The organism is Proteus mirabilis ATCC 29906, from assembly GCF_000160755.1.
Taxonomy (GTDB): Bacteria; Pseudomonadota; Gammaproteobacteria; order Enterobacterales; family Enterobacteriaceae; genus Proteus; species Proteus mirabilis.
Window position 1 is genome coordinate 260,891 of the sequence record NZ_GG668583.1, and the last position, 21,207, is coordinate 282,097.

16 protein-coding genes, 1 pseudogene and 1 riboswitch are annotated in these 21,207 nt (G+C 41.5%); of the genes and pseudogenes, 10 read left to right on the forward strand and 7 right to left on the reverse strand.

What is annotated here, in order from left to right; genetic code table 11:
- Positions 1 to 270: 270 nt before the first annotated feature.
- The 9 genes from secE (at position 271) to HMPREF0693_RS17180 (ending at position 13,654) form a co-directional block, all read left to right on the forward strand.
- Complete coding sequence (gene secE / locus HMPREF0693_RS17140) at positions 271 to 648, forward strand: preprotein translocase subunit SecE (RefSeq protein WP_004246899.1); 378 nt, start codon at positions 271 to 273, stop codon at positions 646 to 648.
- Positions 649 to 655: 7 nt separating this feature from the next.
- Positions 656 to 1,201, forward strand: coding sequence for a transcription termination/antitermination protein NusG (gene nusG, locus HMPREF0693_RS17145; RefSeq protein WP_004246900.1), 546 nt, complete (start codon positions 656 to 658; stop codon positions 1,199 to 1,201).
- A gap of 145 nt (positions 1,202 to 1,346) precedes the next feature.
- A complete protein-coding gene (gene rplK, locus HMPREF0693_RS17150; RefSeq protein WP_004246901.1) occupies positions 1,347 to 1,775 on the forward strand; it encodes a 50S ribosomal protein L11 in 429 nt (142 codons plus the stop codon).
- Between the two features lie 4 nt (positions 1,776 to 1,779).
- Positions 1,780 to 2,481: a 50S ribosomal protein L1 gene (gene rplA, locus HMPREF0693_RS17155; RefSeq protein WP_004246903.1), complete on the forward strand. Its 702-nt coding sequence runs from the start codon at positions 1,780 to 1,782 to the stop codon at positions 2,479 to 2,481.
- Between the two features lie 327 nt (positions 2,482 to 2,808).
- Complete coding sequence (gene rplJ / locus HMPREF0693_RS17160; RefSeq protein WP_004246904.1) at positions 2,809 to 3,306, forward strand: 50S ribosomal protein L10; 498 nt, start codon at positions 2,809 to 2,811, stop codon at positions 3,304 to 3,306.
- Between the two features lie 63 nt (positions 3,307 to 3,369).
- Positions 3,370 to 3,735: a 50S ribosomal protein L7/L12 gene (gene rplL, locus HMPREF0693_RS17165; protein ID WP_004246905.1), complete on the forward strand. Its 366-nt coding sequence runs from the start codon at positions 3,370 to 3,372 to the stop codon at positions 3,733 to 3,735.
- A 352-nt stretch (positions 3,736 to 4,087) separates the two neighbouring features.
- Entirely contained in the window at positions 4,088 to 8,116 is a 4,029-nt protein-coding gene (rpoB, locus tag HMPREF0693_RS17170; RefSeq protein WP_004246906.1) for a DNA-directed RNA polymerase subunit beta, read from the forward strand.
- Between the two features lie 122 nt (positions 8,117 to 8,238).
- Entirely contained in the window at positions 8,239 to 12,468 is a 4,230-nt protein-coding gene (gene rpoC, locus HMPREF0693_RS17175) for a DNA-directed RNA polymerase subunit beta' (RefSeq protein WP_004246908.1), read from the forward strand.
- Positions 12,469 to 12,661: 193 nt separating this feature from the next.
- Positions 12,662 to 13,654 (forward strand): Rpn family recombination-promoting nuclease/putative transposase, encoded by a 993-nt coding sequence (locus HMPREF0693_RS17180; RefSeq protein ID WP_004246909.1) that lies wholly within the window; start codon positions 12,662 to 12,664, stop codon positions 13,652 to 13,654.
- 158 nt (positions 13,655 to 13,812) lie between these two features.
- On the opposite strand, the gene thiH is transcribed toward HMPREF0693_RS17180, so the two are convergent.
- The 7 genes and pseudogenes from thiH to HMPREF0693_RS17215 all read right to left on the reverse strand — a co-directional run bounded on the left by thiH (position 13,813) and on the right by HMPREF0693_RS17215 (position 20,213).
- On the reverse strand, positions 13,813 to 14,931 hold the full coding sequence (gene thiH, locus HMPREF0693_RS17185; protein WP_004246910.1) for a 2-iminoacetate synthase ThiH: 1,119 nt from the start codon (positions 14,929 to 14,931) through the stop codon (positions 13,813 to 13,815).
- Positions 14,931 to 15,710: a thiazole synthase gene (locus HMPREF0693_RS17190; protein ID WP_004246911.1), complete on the reverse strand. Its 780-nt coding sequence runs from the start codon at positions 15,708 to 15,710 to the stop codon at positions 14,931 to 14,933. The genes thiH and HMPREF0693_RS17190 overlap by 1 nt, the downstream gene beginning before the upstream one ends.
- Before the next feature lies 1 nt (position 15,711).
- Positions 15,712 to 15,912: a sulfur carrier protein ThiS gene (gene thiS / locus HMPREF0693_RS17195; protein WP_004246913.1), complete on the reverse strand. Its 201-nt coding sequence runs from the start codon at positions 15,910 to 15,912 to the stop codon at positions 15,712 to 15,714.
- Entirely contained in the window at positions 15,909 to 16,658 is a 750-nt protein-coding gene (locus HMPREF0693_RS17200) for a HesA/MoeB/ThiF family protein (protein WP_004246914.1), read from the reverse strand. Before HMPREF0693_RS17200 ends, thiS begins: the two co-directional genes overlap by 4 nt.
- Positions 16,652 to 17,298, reverse strand: a pseudogene (gene thiE / locus HMPREF0693_RS17205) (thiamine phosphate synthase). The gene HMPREF0693_RS17200 and the pseudogene thiE overlap by 7 nt, the downstream one beginning before the upstream one ends.
- Positions 17,282 to 19,234 (reverse strand): phosphomethylpyrimidine synthase ThiC, encoded by a 1,953-nt coding sequence (gene thiC, locus HMPREF0693_RS17210; protein WP_004246916.1) that lies wholly within the window; start codon positions 19,232 to 19,234, stop codon positions 17,282 to 17,284. The pseudogene thiE and the gene thiC overlap by 17 nt, the downstream one beginning before the upstream one ends.
- Before the next feature lie 131 nt (positions 19,235 to 19,365).
- A riboswitch (TPP riboswitch) is annotated at positions 19,366 to 19,488 on the reverse strand.
- Between the two features lie 44 nt (positions 19,489 to 19,532).
- Complete coding sequence (locus tag HMPREF0693_RS17215) at positions 19,533 to 20,213, reverse strand: HAD family hydrolase (RefSeq protein WP_004246917.1); 681 nt, start codon at positions 20,211 to 20,213, stop codon at positions 19,533 to 19,535.
- Positions 20,214 to 20,360: 147 nt separating this feature from the next.
- Here HMPREF0693_RS17215 and nudC point away from each other — a divergent pair, with 147 nt between their 5' ends.
- Positions 20,361 to 21,146 carry an NAD(+) diphosphatase gene (gene nudC, locus HMPREF0693_RS17220; RefSeq protein WP_004246918.1) on the forward strand — a complete coding sequence of 262 codons (786 nt, stop codon included), beginning with the start codon at positions 20,361 to 20,363 and terminating at the stop codon, positions 21,144 to 21,146.
- Positions 21,147 to 21,207: the final 61 nt, after the last annotated feature.

Below are 21,207 nucleotides of genomic sequence, written 5' to 3' on the forward strand. Positions count from 1 at the left end.
ACTCGGTAATTTTCCTAAAGAAGGGCATCAATTGATGCCCTTTTTATGCGTTGTTTGAAAAAGAACCTATCTCATCACTAGTTTTCTGGAAATTATTGGTGAGATAGGCTCTGATACAACGAATTGAGTCCAGTATCTTGCAGATACGAATGTCATAGAGATATGACGCTGTGTCAGATGCAATCATAGTTTATTTATGGTTAGTCTGATTTGTTTTGCTCTTGCGAGGCAAGCTGGCTATTTATTTACATCATATGGACAGGTTAATTTATGAGTGCGAATAGCGGAGCTCAAGATAGCAAACGCGGTGGTGATATCGCTAAGTGGATCATTACCGTCTTATTGCTGGTAGTAGCAGTGGGTGGCAACTATCTTTATCGTGAATTTAACCTTGCGTTGCGGGCTTTAGCGGTTGTTATTCTGTTCGCGGCTGCGGGCGGAGTTGCGTTGTGGACAACACAAGGTAAAGCAACACTAGCATTTGCTCGCGAAGCTCGAATTGAAATGCGTAAGGTAGTATGGCCAACGCGTCAAGAAACATTGCAGACAACATTAATCGTTGCTGCGGTGACGGCTATTGTGTCATTGGTTCTTTGGGGACTGGATGGCATTCTGGTTCGTTTAGTTTCATTTATTACTGGCCTGTGAGGTGTTCATGACTGATTCTCCTAAAAAACGCTGGTATGTTATTCAAGCCTTTTCAGGCTTCGAAGGCCGTGTAGCACAGTCTCTGCGTGAACATATCAAATTAAACGAAATGGAAGACTCATTTGGCGAAGTTATGGTTCCAACAGAAGAAGTTGTTGAGATCCGTAGCGGACAGCGCCGTAAAAGTGAGCGTAAATTTTTCCCAGGCTATGTTCTTGTCCAAATGGTCATGAATGATGCAACTTGGCATCTTGTGCGTAATGTGCCAAGAGTCATGGGTTTTATTGGCGGTACTTCAGACAGACCTGCACCAATTAGTGATAAAGAAGTTGATGCGATCATGAATCGCCTACAACAAGTTGGTGACAAACCACGTCCTAAAACACTGTTTGAACCAGGTGAAATGGTTCGTGTTAGTGATGGTCCATTTGCTGACTTTAACGGTGTTGTTGAAGAAGTTGATTACGAGAAAAGTCGCCTGAAAGTGTCTGTTTCTATCTTTGGTCGTGCGACCCCAGTGGAATTAGACTTTAGTCAGGTTGAAAAAGGTTAAACCTTTTTACTCGCCTTTCTTGCAAAAGGTGGAAAAGTTCACTACAATTTTCCACCTTTCGTTTTGAGTTGTTTTGTCATGAGACAAAGCAAAGTAAATCGGGGAGCCCTAGCCGGGCGATATACCCACATTGAGGAATTAATTAATGGCTAAGAAAGTCCAAGCCTATATCAAACTGCAAGTTGCAGCAGGTATGGCTAATCCAAGTCCACCAGTTGGTCCAGCTCTGGGTCAACAAGGTGTTAACATCATGGAATTCTGTAAAGCATTCAACGCTAAAACTGAAAGCGTAGAAAAAGGTTTACCAATCCCTGTTGTTATTACAGTTTACGCAGACCGTTCTTTCACTTTCGTTACTAAAACTCCTCCAGCAGCGATTCTGCTGAAGAAAGCGGCGGGCGTGAAATCAGGTTCTGGCAAACCGAACAAAGAGAAAGTAGGTAAAGTAACTACTGCTCAAGTTCGTGAAATTGCAGAAACTAAAGCTGCGGATCTGACTGGTGCTGATGTTGAAGCTATGATGCGTTCAATTGAAGGTACTGCTCGTTCCATGGGCCTGGTAGTGGAGGACTAATCTGATGGCTAAACTAACCAAGCGCATGCGCAATATCCGTGAAAAAGTAGATGTAGTGAAACAGTACGAAATCAATGAAGCAGTTGCTTTATTGAAAGAGTTAGCTACAGCTAAATTTGTTGAAAGTGTTGATGTTGCTGTTAACCTCGGCATCGATGCTCGTAAATCAGACCAAAACGTTCGTGGTGCTACTGTTCTGCCACACGGTACTGGTCGTTCAGTTCGCGTTGCTGTATTCGCACAAGGTGCAAATGCAGAAGCTGCTAAAGAAGCTGGTGCAGAATTAGTCGGTATGGATGACTTAGCTGCTAAAGTTAAAGCTGGCGAAATGGACTTTGACGTTGTAATTGCATCTCCAGATGCAATGCGCGTTGTTGGTCAATTAGGCCAAATCCTTGGTCCACGCGGCTTAATGCCAAACCCGAAAGTGGGTACTGTAACACCTAACGTTGCTGAAGCTGTTAAAAATGCTAAAGCTGGTCAGGTTCGTTACCGTAACGACAAAAATGGTATTATCCATACCACTATCGGTAAAGTTGATTTCAACGAAGCTCAGTTGAAAGAAAACTTAGAAGCTCTGCTGGTTGCGCTGAAAAAAGCAAAACCATCTTCAGCTAAAGGCGTTTATATCAAGAAAGTAAGCCTGTCTACCACTATGGGTGCAGGTGTTGCTATTGATCAAGCAAGCTTAAGCGCGACAGTTTAATCCTCGATTAGACTAAAAGTCATAAAAGACTTTACCTTGGCGTCAAATTTGTATAGAATTTGACGCCTTGAGTTTAGCTATGTTGTATTTTGAATGTGAGTCAACATAACTAAATTCCCAAATTCGGTTGGAGTCTGGCCTATCCAGACCCCGTCCAAGACCGCAGGTGTAAGTAATTACTTAATTTTCCTGCGTAGACGGTGAGAGAGCCAAAAAGAATTTTATATTCTGGATTCTGCTCACCGTGTTTTAGCGCTTATTTCCATTGTGGCAATAAGTGATGTGAGTCCCGAGTTTTTACTCGGTTAATCCAGGAGCAAGAAGCTAATGGCACTAAATCTTCAAGACAAACAAGCGATTGTTGCTGAAGTCAGCGAAGTTGCCAAAGGCGCGCTGTCTGCAGTTGTTGCGGATTCCCGTGGTGTAACTGTAGATAAAATGACTGAACTGCGTAAAGCATGTCGTGAAGCTGGTGTTACTGTACGTGTAGTACGTAACACATTGCTACGTCGCGCTGTTGAAGGTACTTCTTATGAAGTGCTGAAAGACGCATTTGTTGGTCCTACCTTGATTGCTTTCTCTTCTGAACACCCGGGCGCTGCAGCTCGTCTGTTCAAAGATTTCGCGAAAGCGAACCCAGCATTCGAGATTAAAGCGGCTGCCTTTGAAGGTGAGTTTATCCCAGGTTCAAACATTGATCGCCTGGCTACACTACCAACTTACGAAGAAGCAATCGCACGCCTGATGTCAACCATGAAAGAAGCCGCTGCCGGCAAACTGGTTCGTACTCTGGCTGCACTGCGCGATCAGAAAGAAGCTGCTTAATAGCCAATTTCCTTCGTTGCTTTACTACGTATAAACTTTTTCTGAATTTTAGGAACAATTGTTATGTCTATCTCTAAAGACGATATCTTAAATGCAGTTGCTGAAATGTCTGTAATGGACGTTGTTGAACTGATCACTATGATGGAAGAAAAATTCGGTGTATCTGCTGCTGCAGCTGTTGCTGTTGCTGCGGGTCCAGCAGAAGCTGCTGAAGAAAAAACTGAATTCGACGTTATCCTGAAAGGTATCGGCGGTAACAAAGTAGCAGTAATCAAAGCAGTACGTGGCGCTACCGGTCTTGGTCTGAAAGAAGCTAAAGACTTAGTAGAATCTGCTCCAGCAGCTCTGAAAGAAGGCGTAAGCAAAGATGATGCTGAAGCTCTGAAGAAAGCTCTGGAAGAAGCAGGTGCTGAGGTTGAAGTTAAGTAATTTAACTTCCCAGAGAGCAGCCTAACGGCTGATGGCTGGTGATTTTTTGGTCACCAGCCTTTTTGCGCTGTAAGGTAAGAGTAGCTTTTTCACACTTTTTTGGCTTCCTCTTTACCTCAATATTTTTTGCTATTGACGACTTAATATACTGTGTTAGCCACTACGATCCACGTTTTTCCAAAAGCTCGGTAGTGTGCGCAATGCAATGAAATGATTTAAGAGTAATAGCAATAAGTATTATGGAAAATTCTATTTTCCTACCTACAAAAAAACAGTGTTAGATGAATGTCGTGTCACCCTTAATAACAAGGGCAGGCAGAGTGGGTCACTTTTCAGCGAGCTGAGGAACCCTATGGTTTACTCCTATACCGAGAAAAAACGTATTCGTAAGGATTTTGGTAAACGTCCACAAGTTCTGGATGTTCCCTATCTCCTTTCTATCCAACTTGACTCGTTCCAGAAGTTTATCGAGCAAGATCCTGATGGTCAAAATGGGCTGGAAGCGGCTTTCCGTTCCGTATTTCCAATCCAAAGCTACAGCGGCAATGCTGAACTGCAATATGTCAGCTACCGCCTTGGCGAGCCTGTTTTTGATGTTAAAGAATGTCAGATCCGTGGTGTAACTTATTCTGCACCATTACGTGTAAAACTGCGTCTGGTCATTTATGAACGTGAAGCCCCAGAAGGCACCGTTAAAGACATCAAAGAACAAGAAGTCTATATGGGTGAAATCCCATTAATGACCGATAATGGTACTTTTGTTATCAATGGTACTGAGCGTGTTATTGTTTCCCAGTTACATCGTAGCCCTGGTGTGTTCTTTGATAGCGATAAAGGTAAAACGCACTCTTCAGGTAAAGTACTGTATAACGCACGTATTATTCCTTATCGTGGTTCATGGTTAGACTTCGAATTCGACCCTAAAGATAATCTTTTTGTCCGTATTGACCGTCGTCGTAAATTACCAGCGACTATCATTTTACGCGCAATGAACTACAGCACCGAAGACATCTTAAATCTGTTCTTCGAGAAAACAACGTTTGAAATCAGTAATAATAAACTGATGATGACGTTAGTTCCTGAGCGTCTGCGTGGTGAAACAGCTTCATTTGATATTGAAGCAAACGGCAAAGTTTATGTCGAAAAAGGTCGCCGTATTACTGCTCGTCATATTCGTCAGTTAGAAAAAGAACAAATTGAGCGCATCGAAGTACCTGTTGAATACATCGCAGGTAAAGTAGTGGCTCGTGACTATATTGATGAAGCGACAGGTGAATTGATTTGTGCTGCTAACATGGAAATCTCTTTAGATGTGTTAGCTCGCTTAAGTCAAGCTGGTCATAAAACCATCGAAACACTGTTTACCAACGATTTAGATCATGGTGCTTATATTTCAGAAACTATCCGCGTCGATCCTACCAACGATCGTTTAAGCGCATTAGTTGAAATCTATCGCATGATGCGTCCTGGTGAACCACCAACTCGCGAAGCGGCAGAAAACTTATTTGAGAACTTATTCTTCTCAGAAGATCGTTATGATCTCTCTGCGGTTGGTCGCATGAAGTTCAACCGCTCTTTAGGTCGCGAAGAAGTTGAAGGTTCTGGCATCTTAAGCCAAGAAGATATCATTGAAGTGATGAAAAAACTGATTGATATCCGTAATGGTAAAGGTGAAGTGGATGATATCGACCACTTAGGTAACCGTCGTATTCGTTCTGTTGGCGAAATGGCTGAAAACCAATTCCGTGTTGGTCTGGTGCGTGTTGAACGTGCAGTTAAAGAGCGTCTATCTTTAGGTGATCTTGATGCATTAATGCCACAAGATATGATCAACGCAAAACCGATTTCTGCTGCAGTTAAAGAGTTCTTTGGCTCTAGCCAGTTATCGCAGTTTATGGATCAGAATAACCCGCTGTCAGAAATTACCCATAAACGTCGTATTTCTGCATTAGGCCCTGGTGGTCTGACTCGTGAACGTGCAGGCTTCGAAGTTCGAGACGTACACCCAACTCACTATGGTCGTGTGTGTCCAATCGAAACACCTGAAGGTCCAAATATCGGTCTGATTAACTCATTATCTGTTTATGCACAGACTAACGAGTACGGATTCTTAGAAACGCCTTACCGTGTTGTAGAAAACAACGCTGTAACAGATGAAATCCACTATCTGTCTGCAATTGAAGAAGGTAACTTCATCATTGCTCAGGCGAACTCCGTATTAGATGATGATGGCCACTTCGTAGAAGAATTAGTAACTTGCCGTCATAAAGGTGAGTCAAGTTTATTTAGTCGTGATCAAGTTCAGTACATGGACGTTTCAACTCAACAGGTTGTTTCTGTCGGTGCTTCACTGATCCCATTCCTTGAACACGATGACGCCAACCGTGCATTGATGGGGGCGAACATGCAACGTCAGGCTGTTCCTACACTTCGTGGTGATAAACCACTGGTAGGTACAGGTATGGAACGTGCTGTAGCGGTTGACTCCGGTGTTACTGCGGTAGCAAAACGTGGTGGTACTGTTCAGTATGTTGATGCTTCTCGTATCGTTATCAAAGTAAACGAAGATGAGACTTATGCTGGTGAAGCAGGCATTGATATTTACAGCTTAACTAAATATACCCGCTCTAACCAAAACACATGTATTAACCAAACACCTTGTGTTTCTTTAGGTGAACCTGTTGAACGTGGTGATGTACTTGCCGATGGTCCATCAACAGACCTTGGTGAACTTGCATTAGGTCAAAACATGCGCGTGGCATTTATGCCATGGAATGGTTATAACTACGAGGACTCCATCCTTGTATCTGAGCGTGTTGTTCAAGAAGACCGTTTCACAACTATCCATATTCAAGAACTTGCTTGTGTGTCTCGTGATACTAAGTTAGGGCCTGAAGAGATCACTGCAGATATTCCTAATGTTGGTGAAGCTGCGTTATCTAAACTGGATGAATCAGGTATCGTTTATATCGGTGCTGAAGTGAAAGGTGGTGATATTCTGGTAGGTAAAGTAACACCGAAAGGTGAAACTCAACTGACTCCAGAAGAGAAACTGCTACGTGCTATCTTCGGTGAAAAAGCATCTGATGTTAAAGATTCTTCTCTGCGTGTTCCTAACGGTGTGTCTGGTACAGTTATTGATGTACAAGTCTTCACCCGTGATGGCGTAGAAAAAGACAAACGTGCATTAGAAATCGAAGAATCGCAATTACGTGAAGTTAAAAAAGACTTAACAGAAGAGTTACGTATCTTTGAAGCGGGTCTTTTTGCACGTATTCGTGGCGTTCTGATTGCCGGCGGTATTGAAGCTGACAAATTAGATAAACTACCTCGTGAACGTTGGTTAGAACTGGGTCTTGCTGATGAAGAGAAGCAAAACCAGTTAGAACAATTAGCTGAACAGTATGATGAACTGAAAGCTGAATTCGCGAAGAAACTGGAAGCTAAGCGTCGTAAGATCACTCAAGGTGATGATTTAGCACCGGGTGTATTGAAGATTGTTAAGGTTTATCTGGCTGTTAAACGTCAGATCCAACCTGGTGATAAGATGGCGGGTCGTCATGGTAACAAGGGTGTTATCTCTAAGATTAACCCAATTGAAGACATGCCATACGATGAAAACGGTAATCCTGTTGACCTCGTACTGAACCCACTGGGTGTACCATCACGTATGAACATTGGTCAGATCCTTGAAACTCACTTGGGTATGGCTGCTAAAGGTATCGGTGATAAAATCAATGCGATGCTGAAACAGCAACAAGAAGTGGCTAAGTTACGTGAATTTATCCAGAAAGCTTATGATCTGGGTATGGCACCTCGTCAGAAAGTTGATTTGGACACCTTCAGTGATGAAGAAGTGTTACGTTTGGCTGAGAACCTGAAAAAAGGTATGCCAACTGCAACACCTGTGTTCGATGGTGCAGAAGAGATGGAAATTAAAGAGATGCTGAAATTAGCAGATCTTCCAACTTCTGGTCAGATTACACTTTTCGATGGTCGTACAGGTGAACAATTCGAACGTCCAGTAACTGTAGGTTACATGTACATGCTGAAACTGAACCACTTAGTTGATGACAAGATGCACGCCCGTTCTACCGGTTCGTACAGCTTAGTTACTCAGCAACCTCTTGGTGGTAAAGCACAGTTTGGTGGACAGCGTTTCGGGGAGATGGAAGTATGGGCACTGGAAGCATACGGTGCGGCTTACACGCTACAAGAAATGCTTACTGTTAAGTCGGATGACGTTAACGGTCGTACCAAAATGTACAAAAACATTGTTGATGGTAACCATCAGATGGAACCAGGTATGCCTGAGTCGTTCAACGTATTGTTGAAAGAGATCCGTTCACTGGGTATCAACATCGAATTGGAAGACGAATAACGTATTCCATGAAAGCAGACTGCTAAATATGGCAGTCTGCTAAACAGTGACTACACTGGTTTAAAGGGGTGAATGACAGGGGTCATTTGCCTGGCAGGTCTAACTCCGACAGGAGCCATTTCGTGAAAGACTTATTAAAGTTTCTGAAAGCGCAAACCAAGACCGAAGAGTTTGATGCGATCAAAATTGCTCTGGCATCACCTGATATGATCCGTTCATGGTCATTTGGTGAAGTTAAAAAGCCAGAAACAATTAACTACCGTACGTTCAAACCAGAACGTGACGGCCTTTTCTGTGCCCGTATTTTCGGACCAGTAAAAGATTACGAATGTTTGTGTGGTAAATACAAACGTTTAAAACACCGTGGTGTTATTTGTGAGAAGTGTGGCGTTGAAGTCACACAAACTAAAGTTCGTCGTGAACGTATGGGTCACATCGAATTAGCTTCTCCAGTGGCGCACATCTGGTTCTTGAAATCACTGCCGTCCCGTATCGGTCTGCTGTTGGATATGCCACTGCGCGATATTGAACGTGTACTGTATTTTGAATCTTATGTTGTTGTTGAAGGCGGTATGACCAGCCTTGAACGTGGCCAAATCTTAACAGAAGAGCAATACCTTGATGCATTAGAAGAATTCGGTGATGAATTTGACGCGAAGATGGGTGCTGAGGCTGTTCAGAACTTGTTACAGAGCATGGATCTGGAACAAGAGTGTGAAACGCTGCGTGAAGAGTTAAATGAGACTAACTCTGAAACTAAACGTAAGAAACTGACTAAACGTATCAAGTTACTTGAAGCATTCATGCAATCAGGCAATAAACCTGAGTGGATGATCTTAACTGTACTGCCAGTGTTACCACCAGACTTACGTCCACTGGTTCCACTTGATGGTGGTCGTTTTGCGACTTCTGACTTGAACGATTTATATCGTCGCGTTATCAACCGTAATAACCGTTTAAAACGCCTGCTAGATTTAGCAGCTCCAGACATTATCGTACGTAACGAAAAACGTATGTTACAAGAGTCTGTTGATGCGTTATTAGATAACGGTCGTCGCGGTCGTGCAATTACAGGCTCTAACAAACGTCCTCTGAAATCTTTGGCTGATATGATCAAAGGTAAACAAGGTCGTTTCCGTCAAAACCTGTTAGGTAAACGTGTTGACTATTCTGGTCGTTCTGTAATCACCGTTGGTCCATACCTGCGTCTGCATCAGTGTGGTCTGCCGAAAAAAATGGCACTTGAATTATTCAAACCATTTATTTACGGAAAACTGGAAACCCGTGGTTTAGCGACAACAATTAAAGCCGCTAAAAAAATGGTTGAGCGTGAAGAAGCGGTAGTTTGGGATATCTTAGATGAAGTTATCCGTGAACACCCAGTTATGCTAAACCGTGCACCGACACTTCACCGTTTAGGTATACAGGCGTTTGAACCAATCCTGATTGAAGGTAAAGCTATTCAGTTACACCCACTCGTTTGTGCGGCATATAACGCCGACTTCGATGGTGACCAAATGGCGGTTCACGTTCCATTGACATTAGAAGCGCAGTTAGAAGCTCGCGCGTTGATGATGTCAACTAACAATATTCTGTCTCCAGCAAGTGGTGACCCAATTATCGTTCCTTCACAGGACGTGGTATTAGGTCTTTACTACATGACTCGTGATTGCATCAATGCCAAAGGTGAAGGCATGGTGTTAAGTGGTCCAAAAGAAGCTGAACGCGTTTATCGCGCAGGTTTAGCCTCTTTACACGCGCGTGTTAAAGTACGTATCACTGAAGAGATCAAAGATGGCGAAGGTAATATCACCACTGAAACTAGCTTAAAAGACACTACAGTTGGTCGTGCTATTTTATGGATGATTGTACCAAAAGGCCTACCTTACGCACTGGTTAACCAACCATTAGGTAAAAAAGCTATTTCTAAAATGCTGAATACCTGCTACCGCGTAATGGGCTTAAAGCCAACAGTTATTTTTGCTGACCAAATCATGTATACCGGTTTTGCTTACGCAGCACGTTCTGGTGCTTCAGTAGGTATCGATGACATGGTTATCCCTGCGAAAAAAGCAGAGATCATTGCCGAGGCAGAAGCAGAAGTTGCAGAAATTCAGGAACAGTTCCAATCCGGTCTGGTAACAGCGGGTGAACGTTACAACAAAGTCATCGATATTTGGGCTGCTGCGAATGAACGCGTCGCTAAAGCGATGATGGAAAATCTGTCTACAGAAACTGTGATCAACCGTGATGGTGAAGAAGAACAACAAGTTTCCTTCAACAGCATCTTTATGATGGCTGACTCCGGTGCTCGTGGTTCTGCAGCTCAGATCCGTCAGTTAGCGGGTATGCGTGGTCTGATGGCTAAGCCAGATGGCTCCATTATCGAAACCCCAATCACTGCGAACTTCCGTGAAGGTCTGAACGTACTCCAGTACTTCATCTCAACCCACGGTGCTCGTAAAGGTTTGGCGGATACCGCACTGAAAACAGCAAACTCCGGTTACTTGACTCGTCGTTTAGTTGACGTTGCACAAGACCTTGTCGTAACAGAAAGCGACTGTGGTACAACCGAAGGTGTAATGATGACTCCGGTCATTGAAGGTGGAGATGTTAAAGAGCCACTGCGTGAGCGTGTATTAGGACGGGTAACGGCAGAAGATATCCTGAAACCAGGTACTGCAGATATCCTTGTTCCACGTAATACGCTGTTAAACGAAAAACTGTGTGATCTGTTAGAAGAAAACTCAGTAGACAGCGTTAAAGTTCGTTCAGTTGTAACCTGTGACACAGACTTTGGTGTATGTGCTAAATGTTATGGTCGTGACCTTGCTCGTGGTCATATCATCAACAAAGGTGAAGCTATCGGTGTTATCGCAGCACAGTCAATCGGTGAGCCTGGTACACAGTTAACGATGCGTACGTTCCACATCGGTGGTGCGGCATCCCGTGCGGCAGCAGAATCAAGCATTCAGGTACGTAATAAAGGTACTCTGAAATTGATCAATGCGAAATTTATCACCAACACTGCTGGTAAGTTAGTGATTACTTCTCGTAATACAGAATTACGTCTGATTGACGAATTCGGTCGTACGAAAGAAAGCTATAAAGTACCTTACGGTGCTCAATTATCGAAAGGTGATGGCGAAGCTGTCAACGGTGGCGAAACAGTTGCTAACTGGGATCCACATACCATGCCTGTGGTGAGTGAGGTTTCTGGTATTATCCGTTTTGCTGATATGGTTGATGGTCAAACCATTACTCGTCAAACGGATGAATTAACCGGTCTTTCTTCACTGGTTGTTCTGGATACTGCAGAGCGTACTGGTAGCGGTAAAGATTTACGTCCAGCATTGCGCATCACCGATGCACAAGGTAATGATGTATTAATCCCGAATACAGATATGCCGGCACAGTACTTCCTGCCAGGTAAAGCTATCGTTCAATTAGATGATGGTGTTGCTATTAATGCGGGTGATACGTTAGCACGTATTCCTCAAGAATCTGGTGGTACTAAAGATATTACCGGTGGTCTACCACGCGTTGCTGACTTGTTTGAAGCTCGTCGTCCGAAAGAGCCTGCAATCCTTGCTGAAATCAGCGGTATTGTTTCTTTCGGTAAAGAAACGAAAGGTAAACGTCGCTTAGTTATTTCTCCATTAGATGGCAGCGATGCATACGAAGAGATGATCCCTAAATGGCGTCAACTTAACGTATTTGAAGGTGAGGTTGTGGAACGCGGTGATGTTATCTCCGATGGTCCAGAATCACCACATGACATTCTGCGCTTACGTGGTGTTCATGCGGTTACTCGCTATATCACTAATGAAGTACAGGAAGTTTACCGTTTACAAGGGGTTAAGATTAACGATAAACACATCGAAGTTATCGTTCGTCAGATGCTACGTAAAGTGACTATCGAAAATGCCGGTAGTTCTGAATTCCTTGAAGGTGAACAAGTTGAATACGCTCGTGTTAAAGTTTCGAACCGTATTTTAGAGGAAGAAGGTAAAGTACCAGCAACATACTCTCGTGACCTATTAGGTATTACGAAAGCATCACTGGCTACTGAGTCTTTCATCTCTGCGGCATCGTTCCAAGAAACAACACGCGTACTGACTGAAGCTGCTGTTGCAGGTAAACGTGACGAATTACGTGGTTTAAAAGAAAACGTTATTGTGGGTCGTCTGATCCCTGCAGGTACTGGTTTTGCGTACCATCAGGATCGTATCCAACGTCGTCAACAACAACTGCCAACGGATGAAACTGAAGCAACAATCAGTGCAGATGAAGCTTCTGCTAACTTAGCAGAATTGCTGAATGCAGGTTTCGGCGGTTCATCAAATAACTAATTGATACTGCATTAGTTTTAAATATAAATACCCTCGATAGTTATCGAGGGTATTTTTTTGCTCTTTTTTATACTTGCATAGGTAAGTTAAATAATTAAGTTTATATTTTTCAGATATTTATGATGATTTTTTACTAAGTAAAAGGTCATTTTTTTCTGTAAGCTGGCGGTCCACATTTAGCACGGAGTCAGCGATGAATAAACCTCTTTTAATTTCTTCTCATGATGCTGCATTCAAACGCTTCATGATGAATATTAGTAATGCTAAGGATTTCTTTTTTATCCATTTATCAGACGAATTAAAAAGCTATTGTGATTTTTCAACTTTAAAGCTACAAAATTCCTCTTTTATCGATATTAAATTACGTTCTCGTATGTCAGATATTCTCTACTCAGTGAAAACCAAAAAGGGGAATATCTCAATTTATTTCTTAATTGAGCACCAATCTCGACCAGATAAAATGATCGCTTGGCGTATGATGCACTATGCGTTTTGCACTATGAATCAGCATCTACAGCAAGGTTACACATCTTTGCCGTTGGTTGTTCCTATCTTGTTTTATCATGGCAAACGCAAACCTTATCCTTTTTCTGTCAATTGGTTAGATTGTTTTCCGCTTTCTACATTGGCAAATCAACTCTATCTTAATAATTTTGCATTAATTGATTTGAATTCAATTGATGATGAAATTTTATTAACACATAGAAAAGCCGCTGTAATGGAAATTGCAATGAAACATGTGAACAGTTGCGATGATCTTGATAAGTTAGCGATGCTTCTCTCAAAAGCGATAAATCAGAAAAACTGCAGTGATGAAGACACTATCGCTGTTGTACAATATTTATTCTCAATTATGGATGCGGCGGATTTTGAATCCATCATAAATAAGATAGCTGAACAAGTAGATAACCATAGAGAGACGATTATGAATATTGCATGGCGGTTAGAAAATAAAGGATTTAAATTAGGAAAAATGGAGGGGATAGAGATAGGTAAAAATGAAGGTATAGAGATAGGTAAAAACGAAGGTATAGAGATAGGTAAAAACGAAGGTATAGAAATAGGTAAAAAGATAGTACAAATACAATTAGCAAAAAACTTATTAAAAGAAAATGTTGAGTTGGAATTTATTGAACGAATAACTGGTTTAAGTATACAAGAACTTAAAATATTGCTTTTAACTTAATGAAATAGTTAGTTAACTTAATCTTTTTAAGAAAAATTTATTGTTATATCTAACGTATTGATATTATTTTTAATTATTTATTACTATGTGTTATGTAATAAAACCGCGATTATATTTATTAAAAAAATAAATTAAAACGCGGTATTATTTTATCTCTATTAACGACCTAAATAGTTATCCCAATCTTTCCATACAGGCTGTAATCCTCGTGTTTTGAGGGCATTAATTACATCACTGACATGACGATTATCATTAGGTGAAAATTGCTCTAACTCCTCATGACTATCAGAATAACCACCGGGCTGAGTTTTAGAGCCAGCGCTGATATTATTGATGGCTAAAGGTACTGTATTATCGCGAAAGTAAGGCGATTCACGTGTTGAAAGGGAAAGCTCAACATCGGGGGCTAAAATACGAAAAGCACAAATCAACTGAACTAATTCTGCTTCACTCATTACCGATGCAGGATTAAGCCCACCAGCACATGGGCGTAGACGAGGAAAGGAGATAGAGTAACGACTTTTCCAGTAACGTTTTTGTAAAAATAGCAGATGCTCAGCCACCATATAACAATCGGTACGCCATCTGTCAGATAAACCAATTAGTGCACCTAAACCAATTTTATCAATGCCGGCTTGCCCTAATCTATCAGGGGTTTGTAACCGCCAATGAAAATCTTGTTTTTTTCCTCTTAGATGATGCAACTGATAAGTGGGTTCATGATAGGTTTCTTGATAAACCATTACACCATCAATACCGAGCGTTTTTAATTCAGCGTACTCATTTGTCGCCAGAGGTTGTACTTCCATCATTAATAAACTGAACTGCTGGCGAATAAGCGGTATATATTGACGGAAATAATCCATACCAACTTTTCTTTGATGCTCTCCTGTAACGAGTAGCAGGCTATCAAAACCTAATTGCCGAATGCTATGACATTCAGCAAGGATTTCGTTTTCATTTAATGTTTTGCGCTTGATGGCATTACTCATTGAAAAACCACAATAAGTGCAATCATTAGCACATAAATTAGAGAGGTACAGTGGAACATATAAACCGACAACATTACCAAAACGTTGTCGAGTTAGTTGCTGGGCGCGTTGTGCCATTGGCTCTAAATAATGTCGGCCAGCAGGGGAGATCAGCGCCATAAAATCATCAAGAGTTAAAGTATGATGAGATAAAGCAGTTTCAACATCTTCACAAGTTTTACTATTCAGTCTTAACGTGATGTCATCCCAATCTAATTGTTGCCAATAATCAGAAAATGTTTTCATTAGAAAGCCTCTAAATATTGGGTTAATGGGCTAGAGGCTTGTGCTTGCATATGTGTTATTGCAGTCGGTACAGCCAGTCCAGATTGTCGAGCAAGCTCTCCAGCATCAATTGCAGCTTTAAAAGCTTGAGCCATTAAAACTGGATTTTTAGCTACGGCTATGGCGGTGTTGACGAGTACAGCATCTGCACCCAATTCTAAAGCTTCAAGAGCATGGCTTGGTGCGCCAATACCAGCGTCAACAACAACGGGTATTGAGGTTTGTTCAATAATAATCCGCAAAAAATCGCGAGTTTGTAAACCTTGATTGGAACCAATAGGTGAACCTAACGGCATTACAGCTGCGCATCCTACCTCTTCTAAACGACGGCATAATACCGGATCAGCACTGCAATAGGGTAAAACCACAAAACCTTCTTTAACGAGAAGTTCAGCCGCTTTAAGTGTTTCTATTGGATCAGGAAGTAGGTATTTGGTATCAGGATGAATTTCTAATTTGATCCAATGGGTATCAAAGGCCTCTTTTGCTAATCGTGCAGCAAAAACGGCTTCTTGTGCTGTTTTTGCACCAGAAGTATTAGGTAATAATTTTACCCCTAATGATTTAAGAGGGGCGATTAGATCATCATTGCCATTTTTTAAATCAACACGCTTCATTGCCATTGTCACTAATTGGCTACCAGAGGCTTTAATGGCTTCAGCCATGAGTGTTGGTGTCGCAAATTTACCTGTACCAGTAAATAACCTTGATGTGAATGTAGTATCAGCAATTTTCAACATATCAGCCTCCCGCAATTGCTTGAAAGAGAAGAATTGTGTCACCCTCATTGATCATTTGTGTATTCCAGTTTTCACGGGGAATAATGATGTCGTTGATAGCGAGTGCCATCCCCATAGAAGGTTGTTTTAACTCAATAAGGAGCTGGCTTATCGTGACAGGCATATCCAGAGAATAACGTTCGTCATTTACGGTAATATTCATGCTAACCCTCGACAAACAGGACAGTTTTTTGATGGTGTTAAGCGCAAGGTGCTCCAATTTTGTTTTCTACCATCGAACAGACGTAGTTTTCCACTTAACGTACTTGGTAAACCTGCAAGTAACTTAATTGCTTCAAGTGCCTGCAGAGTACCAATGACCCCTACAACGGGGCCTAGAATTCCAGCTGTTTGGCAATTGCGTTGTGGCTCTTTGTTATCAGGATAGAGACAGTGGTAACAACCATGAATAAAAGGGGGCTCAAACACGATCAGCTGACCACTAAATCCAACGGCACTGCCACTAATAAGCGGTATTTGTTGTTTAACACAGATACGATTGATTGCTTGGCGAGTACTCATGTTATCAGTGCAATCTAAAACTAAATCGATGTTTTGAAGCAACGTAGAGAGAAAATCATCATTAACACGTTGTTTATAGGTGGTGATTTTAATGTCAGGATTTAAGGCAAGTAGAGCCTGTTTGGCGATGTCTGATTTTGCATCTGGGATATCTTGAGTGCGATAGAGAATTTGACGCTGTAAATTCGAGACATGCAAATTATCATCATCGACTAAAATAAGTTCACCCACTCCAGCCCCTGCTAGATAAAGTGATGCTGGAGAGCCTAACCCACCTAAGCCAATAATTAATACTCTGGCTTGCTGTATTTTGGTTTGCCCTTCTAAGCCTATATCTTCTAACATCACTTGTCGGCTATAACGCATAAAATCATTATCATTTAGCATGATGGTTTTCCCTCTACTAATTCTAATAATTTAAGTGTTACCTGTTGCCAGTCTGATGCCTTTGTTATTGCACTCACTAAAGCAACTCCACCAACGCCAGTTGCTACGACATCAGAGACTTTTTCTAGAGAGATCCCGCCAATAGCAACGGTTGGAAAATCATGAGTTTGTTCTACTTGATGTTTGAGTGCTCTTAAACCTTGTGGCTTTGATGGCATATCTTTCGTCGTCGTTGGAAATATATGCCCTAAAGCAATATAAGAGGGAAGTAGCCTTTTTGCTCTTTGTAGTTCAGTGTCATTATGGGTGGAAATACCAAGGCATAAACCTGACTGTTTAATAGCATCAAGATCGGCAATGTCGAGATCTTCTTGTCCAAGATGAACACCATAAGCGTGATGTTTAATGGCGAGTTCCCAATAATCATTGATAAATAATCTTGCGTTATACTTACGACCTAATTTGATTGCAGTGATTATATCTTGTTCAACATCTTTGGGCTGTTTATCTTTGATGCGTAATTGGATCGTTGTTACACCTATTTTCAACAGGCGCTCAACCCATTCAATAGAATCGACAACAGGGTAAAGCCCAACTTTTTTTCGGTTGGGGCAAAAGCCGAATTAGAGGATCTGTTCATTATCAGCTACCTCGGAACTGGCTATTTCTGCACTGTGGTATAGCTCACTACCATGGGCTTTAAAGGCTTGCGACATCTGCTCCATACCTGCTGCATAATCACGCACTTCTTGTGTTATCTTCATTGAGCAGAATTTAGGTCCACACATAGAGCAGAAGTGAGCGACTTTCCCCGATGCTTGAGGTAAGGTTTCATCGTGATATTGACGGGCAGTTTCAGGATCAAGTGCTAGATTAAATTGATCTTCCCATCGAAACTCAAAACGGGCTTTAGACATGGCGTTATCACGTATTTGCGCGCCGGGATGTCCTTTGGCAAGATCAGCAGCATGGGCGGCGATTTTATAAGTAATAAGACCTTGTTTCACATCTTCTTTATTGGGGAGTCCGAGATGCTCTTTCGGAGTGACATAACAGAGCATGGCACAGCCAAACCAGCCAATCATTGCAGCGCCAATACCGGAAGTAAAATGATCGTAGCCCGGTGCTATATCAGTTGTTAGAGGGCCTAATGTATAGAAGGGGGCTTCATGACAATGCTCTAGTTCTTCCGTCATATTGCGACGTATCATCTGCATTGGTACATGACCTGGGCCTTCAATCATGACTTGTACATCATATTCCCAAGCAATCTTTGTTAATTCACCCAAGGTATGTAATTCAGCGAACTGTGCTTCATCGTTAGCATCTTGGATAGAGCCAGGTCTTAGACCATCACCTAATGATAATGAAACATCATAAGCGGTGCAGATTTCGCAAATCTCCCGGAAGTGGGTATAGAGGAAATTCTCTTTATGGTGTGATAAACACCACTTCGCCATAATTGATCCACCACGAGAGACAATGCCCGTTAAACGTTTTGCGGTCATAGGAACATAGCGTAATAGGACACCTGCATGGATAGTGAAGTAATCTACCCCTTGTTCCGCTTGTTCTAATAAAGTATCACGGAACATTTCCCAAGTGAGATCTTCTGCAATACCGTTAACTTTTTCGAGAGCTTGATAAATAGGAACAGTACCAATAGGGACTGGGCTATTACGGATGATCCATTCACGTGTTTCGTGGATATAACGTCCAGTTGACAGATCCATTACCGTATCGGCCCCCCAACGTGTTGACCAAATCAGTTTTTCTACTTCTTCTTCGATAGATGAGGTAACCGAAGAGTTGCCGATATTAGCATTCACCTTAACTAAGAAATTACGGCCAATAATCATCGGCTCAGATTCTGGGTGATTGATATTGGCAGGAATAATGGCACGGCCGGCGGCAACTTCTTGGCGTACAAACTCAGGCGTAATATTGTCAGGTAAATGTGCACCAAAGCTAAATCCGGCATGTTGTTGGCGTAATACTTCGCTACGAATACGTTCTCGCCCCATATTTTCTCGAATGGCAATAAATTCCATTTCTGGCGTAATAATACCTTTGCGAGCGTAATGTAATTGCGTCACTCTCTTATTATTTAGCGCTTTTCTAGGGCTGGGTTTTAACGGAAAGCGTAGATGTTCTAATCCTGCATCAGTAAGGCGTTGTTGAGTGAAATCAGAACTTAAGTGTGAAAGAGGTTCGGTATCATTACGCGCATCAATCCATGGTTGGCGAATTTTTTTTAAGCCAAGATTAACGTCAAGTTGAGAAGTTGGATCACCATAAGGCCCTGAAGTGTCATAGACTGGAATAGGTTCATTCTCTTCAAAAATAGGATCTTCTTTTGAGCCACCGATTAGGGTCTTATCAAGTTGGATCTCACGCATTGGCACTTGAATATCTGAACGAGTACCAGTGATGTAAATACGTTTTGAATTGGGAAAATTAATACCTTGAATAGTGCTAATAAAGGATTGCGCTGCATCGCGTTGTTCTTTACGTGGGCGCTGTTTATTCGCAGTGGGCGAAACATCTTTAATAGAGATAGTTTGATTTTTGGACATAGCATTTCCTAATAAATATCAATCAAGCACAAGGCTTGTCGGGTGAATATTGAGAAAAATGCTTGTCTGGAGGTCGCAGGGAGTATCGACAGATAAGAGTGTAAAAAATAGACACAATGAAGCTATCTAAAGGTCGAATGACTCTTGTTCCCTTCGCGGGTATTAGCCCGATCAGGTTCCGCGGATCCCGAATTAACGGTCTCAGCCTGTGTTAAAAATAGCCTTATAAACACTAGGCACTCCGACAAGAATGCCCACAGTATATTAAAGATCTTAAAAACTACAAGCCCGATAATGATTATTTATTTAACTGCCAGTAGCACTGTTGCCATTCTTTTTCTGTTGCTATTTGGCTTAATCTTTCATCGGCGTTAATGGTGATAACCTCATTTGCTTGATAGCATAAAGGGAGATCGTTGGCTGAGTCAGTATAGAAATAAATATAAGAGTTGTTAATGTTATTTTGTTCTTTCCACTGATTGAGTCGAGTGACTTTACCCTCTCTAAAGGTAGGAATACCCTCAATATGGCCTGTATAATGATTATTTTTTATCTGCATATCAATGCCCATAGAAATATCAGCATTAAGTTGTTTTGCAATCGCATGTACCAGAAAAGACATAGTTGCAGAGATAATGATAACGGGGATATTTTGTTGTCGGTATAGGTTTATAGTATTAATGCCTTGAGGATAGAGCAATGGCTTGATTATGGTATGAGTAAAATCAGTAACCCATTGATTTATTTCTTCAATATTATGCTGATTAAAATAAGATAAATGTTGGTGTAAGTACTTATTTATATTGAGCCTTTCTGCGTAATAGTCAGCGATCATTTGTTTATCTAAAGCTAAAAAAGCAGGATCAGTGACTCTTTTTTTCTCCCACAAGTAATTTGTCCATAAACAGCTAGAATCTCCGGCTAACAGTGTTTCATCTAAATCAAAAATAGCGATCTTATGTTTCGTTATATTTGTCATTCGAGTGAACCTTATTTATAAATATAATTTATATTTTTACCATGGAGGTATAGATGAATTTTGGCGTAGCGACATAATTCATTGAGCGGCTCTTGTGAAAGAGAGTATCCTCTATTGTATATCATTAACTAAGATAGAATTATTACTATGCATTTATATACGCTAACAGGTGGTGAAAAAGGCTGGTGGACAGTCAGCCTAGGTGGCCGAGTTTGGTTACCTAAAGGTGAACTTCCATTTGGTTTAGCAACAGATTGGGGACTTGTGGGTAAACAAGCCAAAATTGTTGGGGAATGGCAAGGAGAAAATGTCTGGCTGATTTATGACAAAATGGAAAGCGATATGTGTTCACCAAGGCTTATCGCATCTCAAGATGAAAAGTTATTTAAATTAGTCGGTCGTGGTGTTCAACTTGCTGAATTTTATCGTTCTCATCGGTTTTGTGGCTATTGTGGGGCTAAAATGCGCCATAGTGAGAGTGAATGGGCATGTTTATGTGATAACTGTCATGAGCGTTATTACCCACAAATAGCACCTTGTATTATTGTTGGTATTCGTAATAAAGATAAAATTCTATTAGCACACCATGTTAGGCATAAACATTCACCACTCTACACCGTTTTAGCTGGTTTTGTTGAAGTAGGGGAAAGCTTAGAAGATGCGGTAGCTCGCGAAGTTTTTGAAGAAAGTCATATTCATATTCGCAATATTCGTTATGTTTCTTCACAACCATGGCCTTTCCCTCATTCTCTTATGATGGGTTTTCTTGCCGATTATGCAGGGGGAGAGTTACGACATGATCCTTCGGAATTAATCAGTGCAGCATGGTATCGCTATGATGAGTTACCACAAATACCACCTTCTGATACTATTGCGCGACGTTTAATAGAAGATACGATAGCGAATATTAGACAAGATGAAGAAAATAGCTAAATAAAGGTGTTGTCTGCCAACTGTTATTTTTCCAACATGTTACACTACACGCTATTTTGCG

Excerpts from the sequence above, each read along its gene's own strand:
- secE (WP_004246899.1), top strand. The coding sequence starts at position 271 with ATGAGTGCGAATAGCGGAGCTCAAGATAGCAAACGCGGTGGTGATATC.
- rplA (WP_004246903.1), top strand. The coding sequence starts at position 1,780 with ATGGCTAAACTAACCAAGCGCATGCGCAATATCCGTGAAAAAGTAGAT.
- HMPREF0693_RS17200 (WP_004246914.1), bottom strand. The coding sequence starts at position 16,658 with ATGCTAAATGATAATGATTTTATGCGTTATAGCCGACAAGTGATGTTA.
- nudC (WP_004246918.1), top strand. The coding sequence starts at position 20,361 with ATGCATTTATATACGCTAACAGGTGGTGAAAAAGGCTGGTGGACAGTC.
- thiC (WP_004246916.1), bottom strand. The coding sequence starts at position 19,234 with ATGTCCAAAAATCAAACTATCTCTATTAAAGATGTTTCGCCCACTGCG.
- rplK (WP_004246901.1), top strand. The coding sequence starts at position 1,347 with ATGGCTAAGAAAGTCCAAGCCTATATCAAACTGCAAGTTGCAGCAGGT.
- HMPREF0693_RS17180 (WP_004246909.1), top strand. The coding sequence starts at position 12,662 with ATGAATAAACCTCTTTTAATTTCTTCTCATGATGCTGCATTCAAACGC.
- HMPREF0693_RS17215 (WP_004246917.1), bottom strand. The coding sequence starts at position 20,213 with ATGACAAATATAACGAAACATAAGATCGCTATTTTTGATTTAGATGAA.
- rpoB (WP_004246906.1), top strand. The coding sequence starts at position 4,088 with ATGGTTTACTCCTATACCGAGAAAAAACGTATTCGTAAGGATTTTGGT.
- rplL (WP_004246905.1), top strand. The coding sequence starts at position 3,370 with ATGTCTATCTCTAAAGACGATATCTTAAATGCAGTTGCTGAAATGTCT.
- thiH (WP_004246910.1), bottom strand. The coding sequence starts at position 14,931 with ATGAAAACATTTTCTGATTATTGGCAACAATTAGATTGGGATGACATC.
- thiS (WP_004246913.1), bottom strand. The coding sequence starts at position 15,912 with ATGAATATTACCGTAAATGACGAACGTTATTCTCTGGATATGCCTGTC.
- rplJ (WP_004246904.1), top strand. The coding sequence starts at position 2,809 with ATGGCACTAAATCTTCAAGACAAACAAGCGATTGTTGCTGAAGTCAGC.
- nusG (WP_004246900.1), top strand. The coding sequence starts at position 656 with ATGACTGATTCTCCTAAAAAACGCTGGTATGTTATTCAAGCCTTTTCA.
- HMPREF0693_RS17190 (WP_004246911.1), bottom strand. The coding sequence starts at position 15,710 with ATGTTGAAAATTGCTGATACTACATTCACATCAAGGTTATTTACTGGT.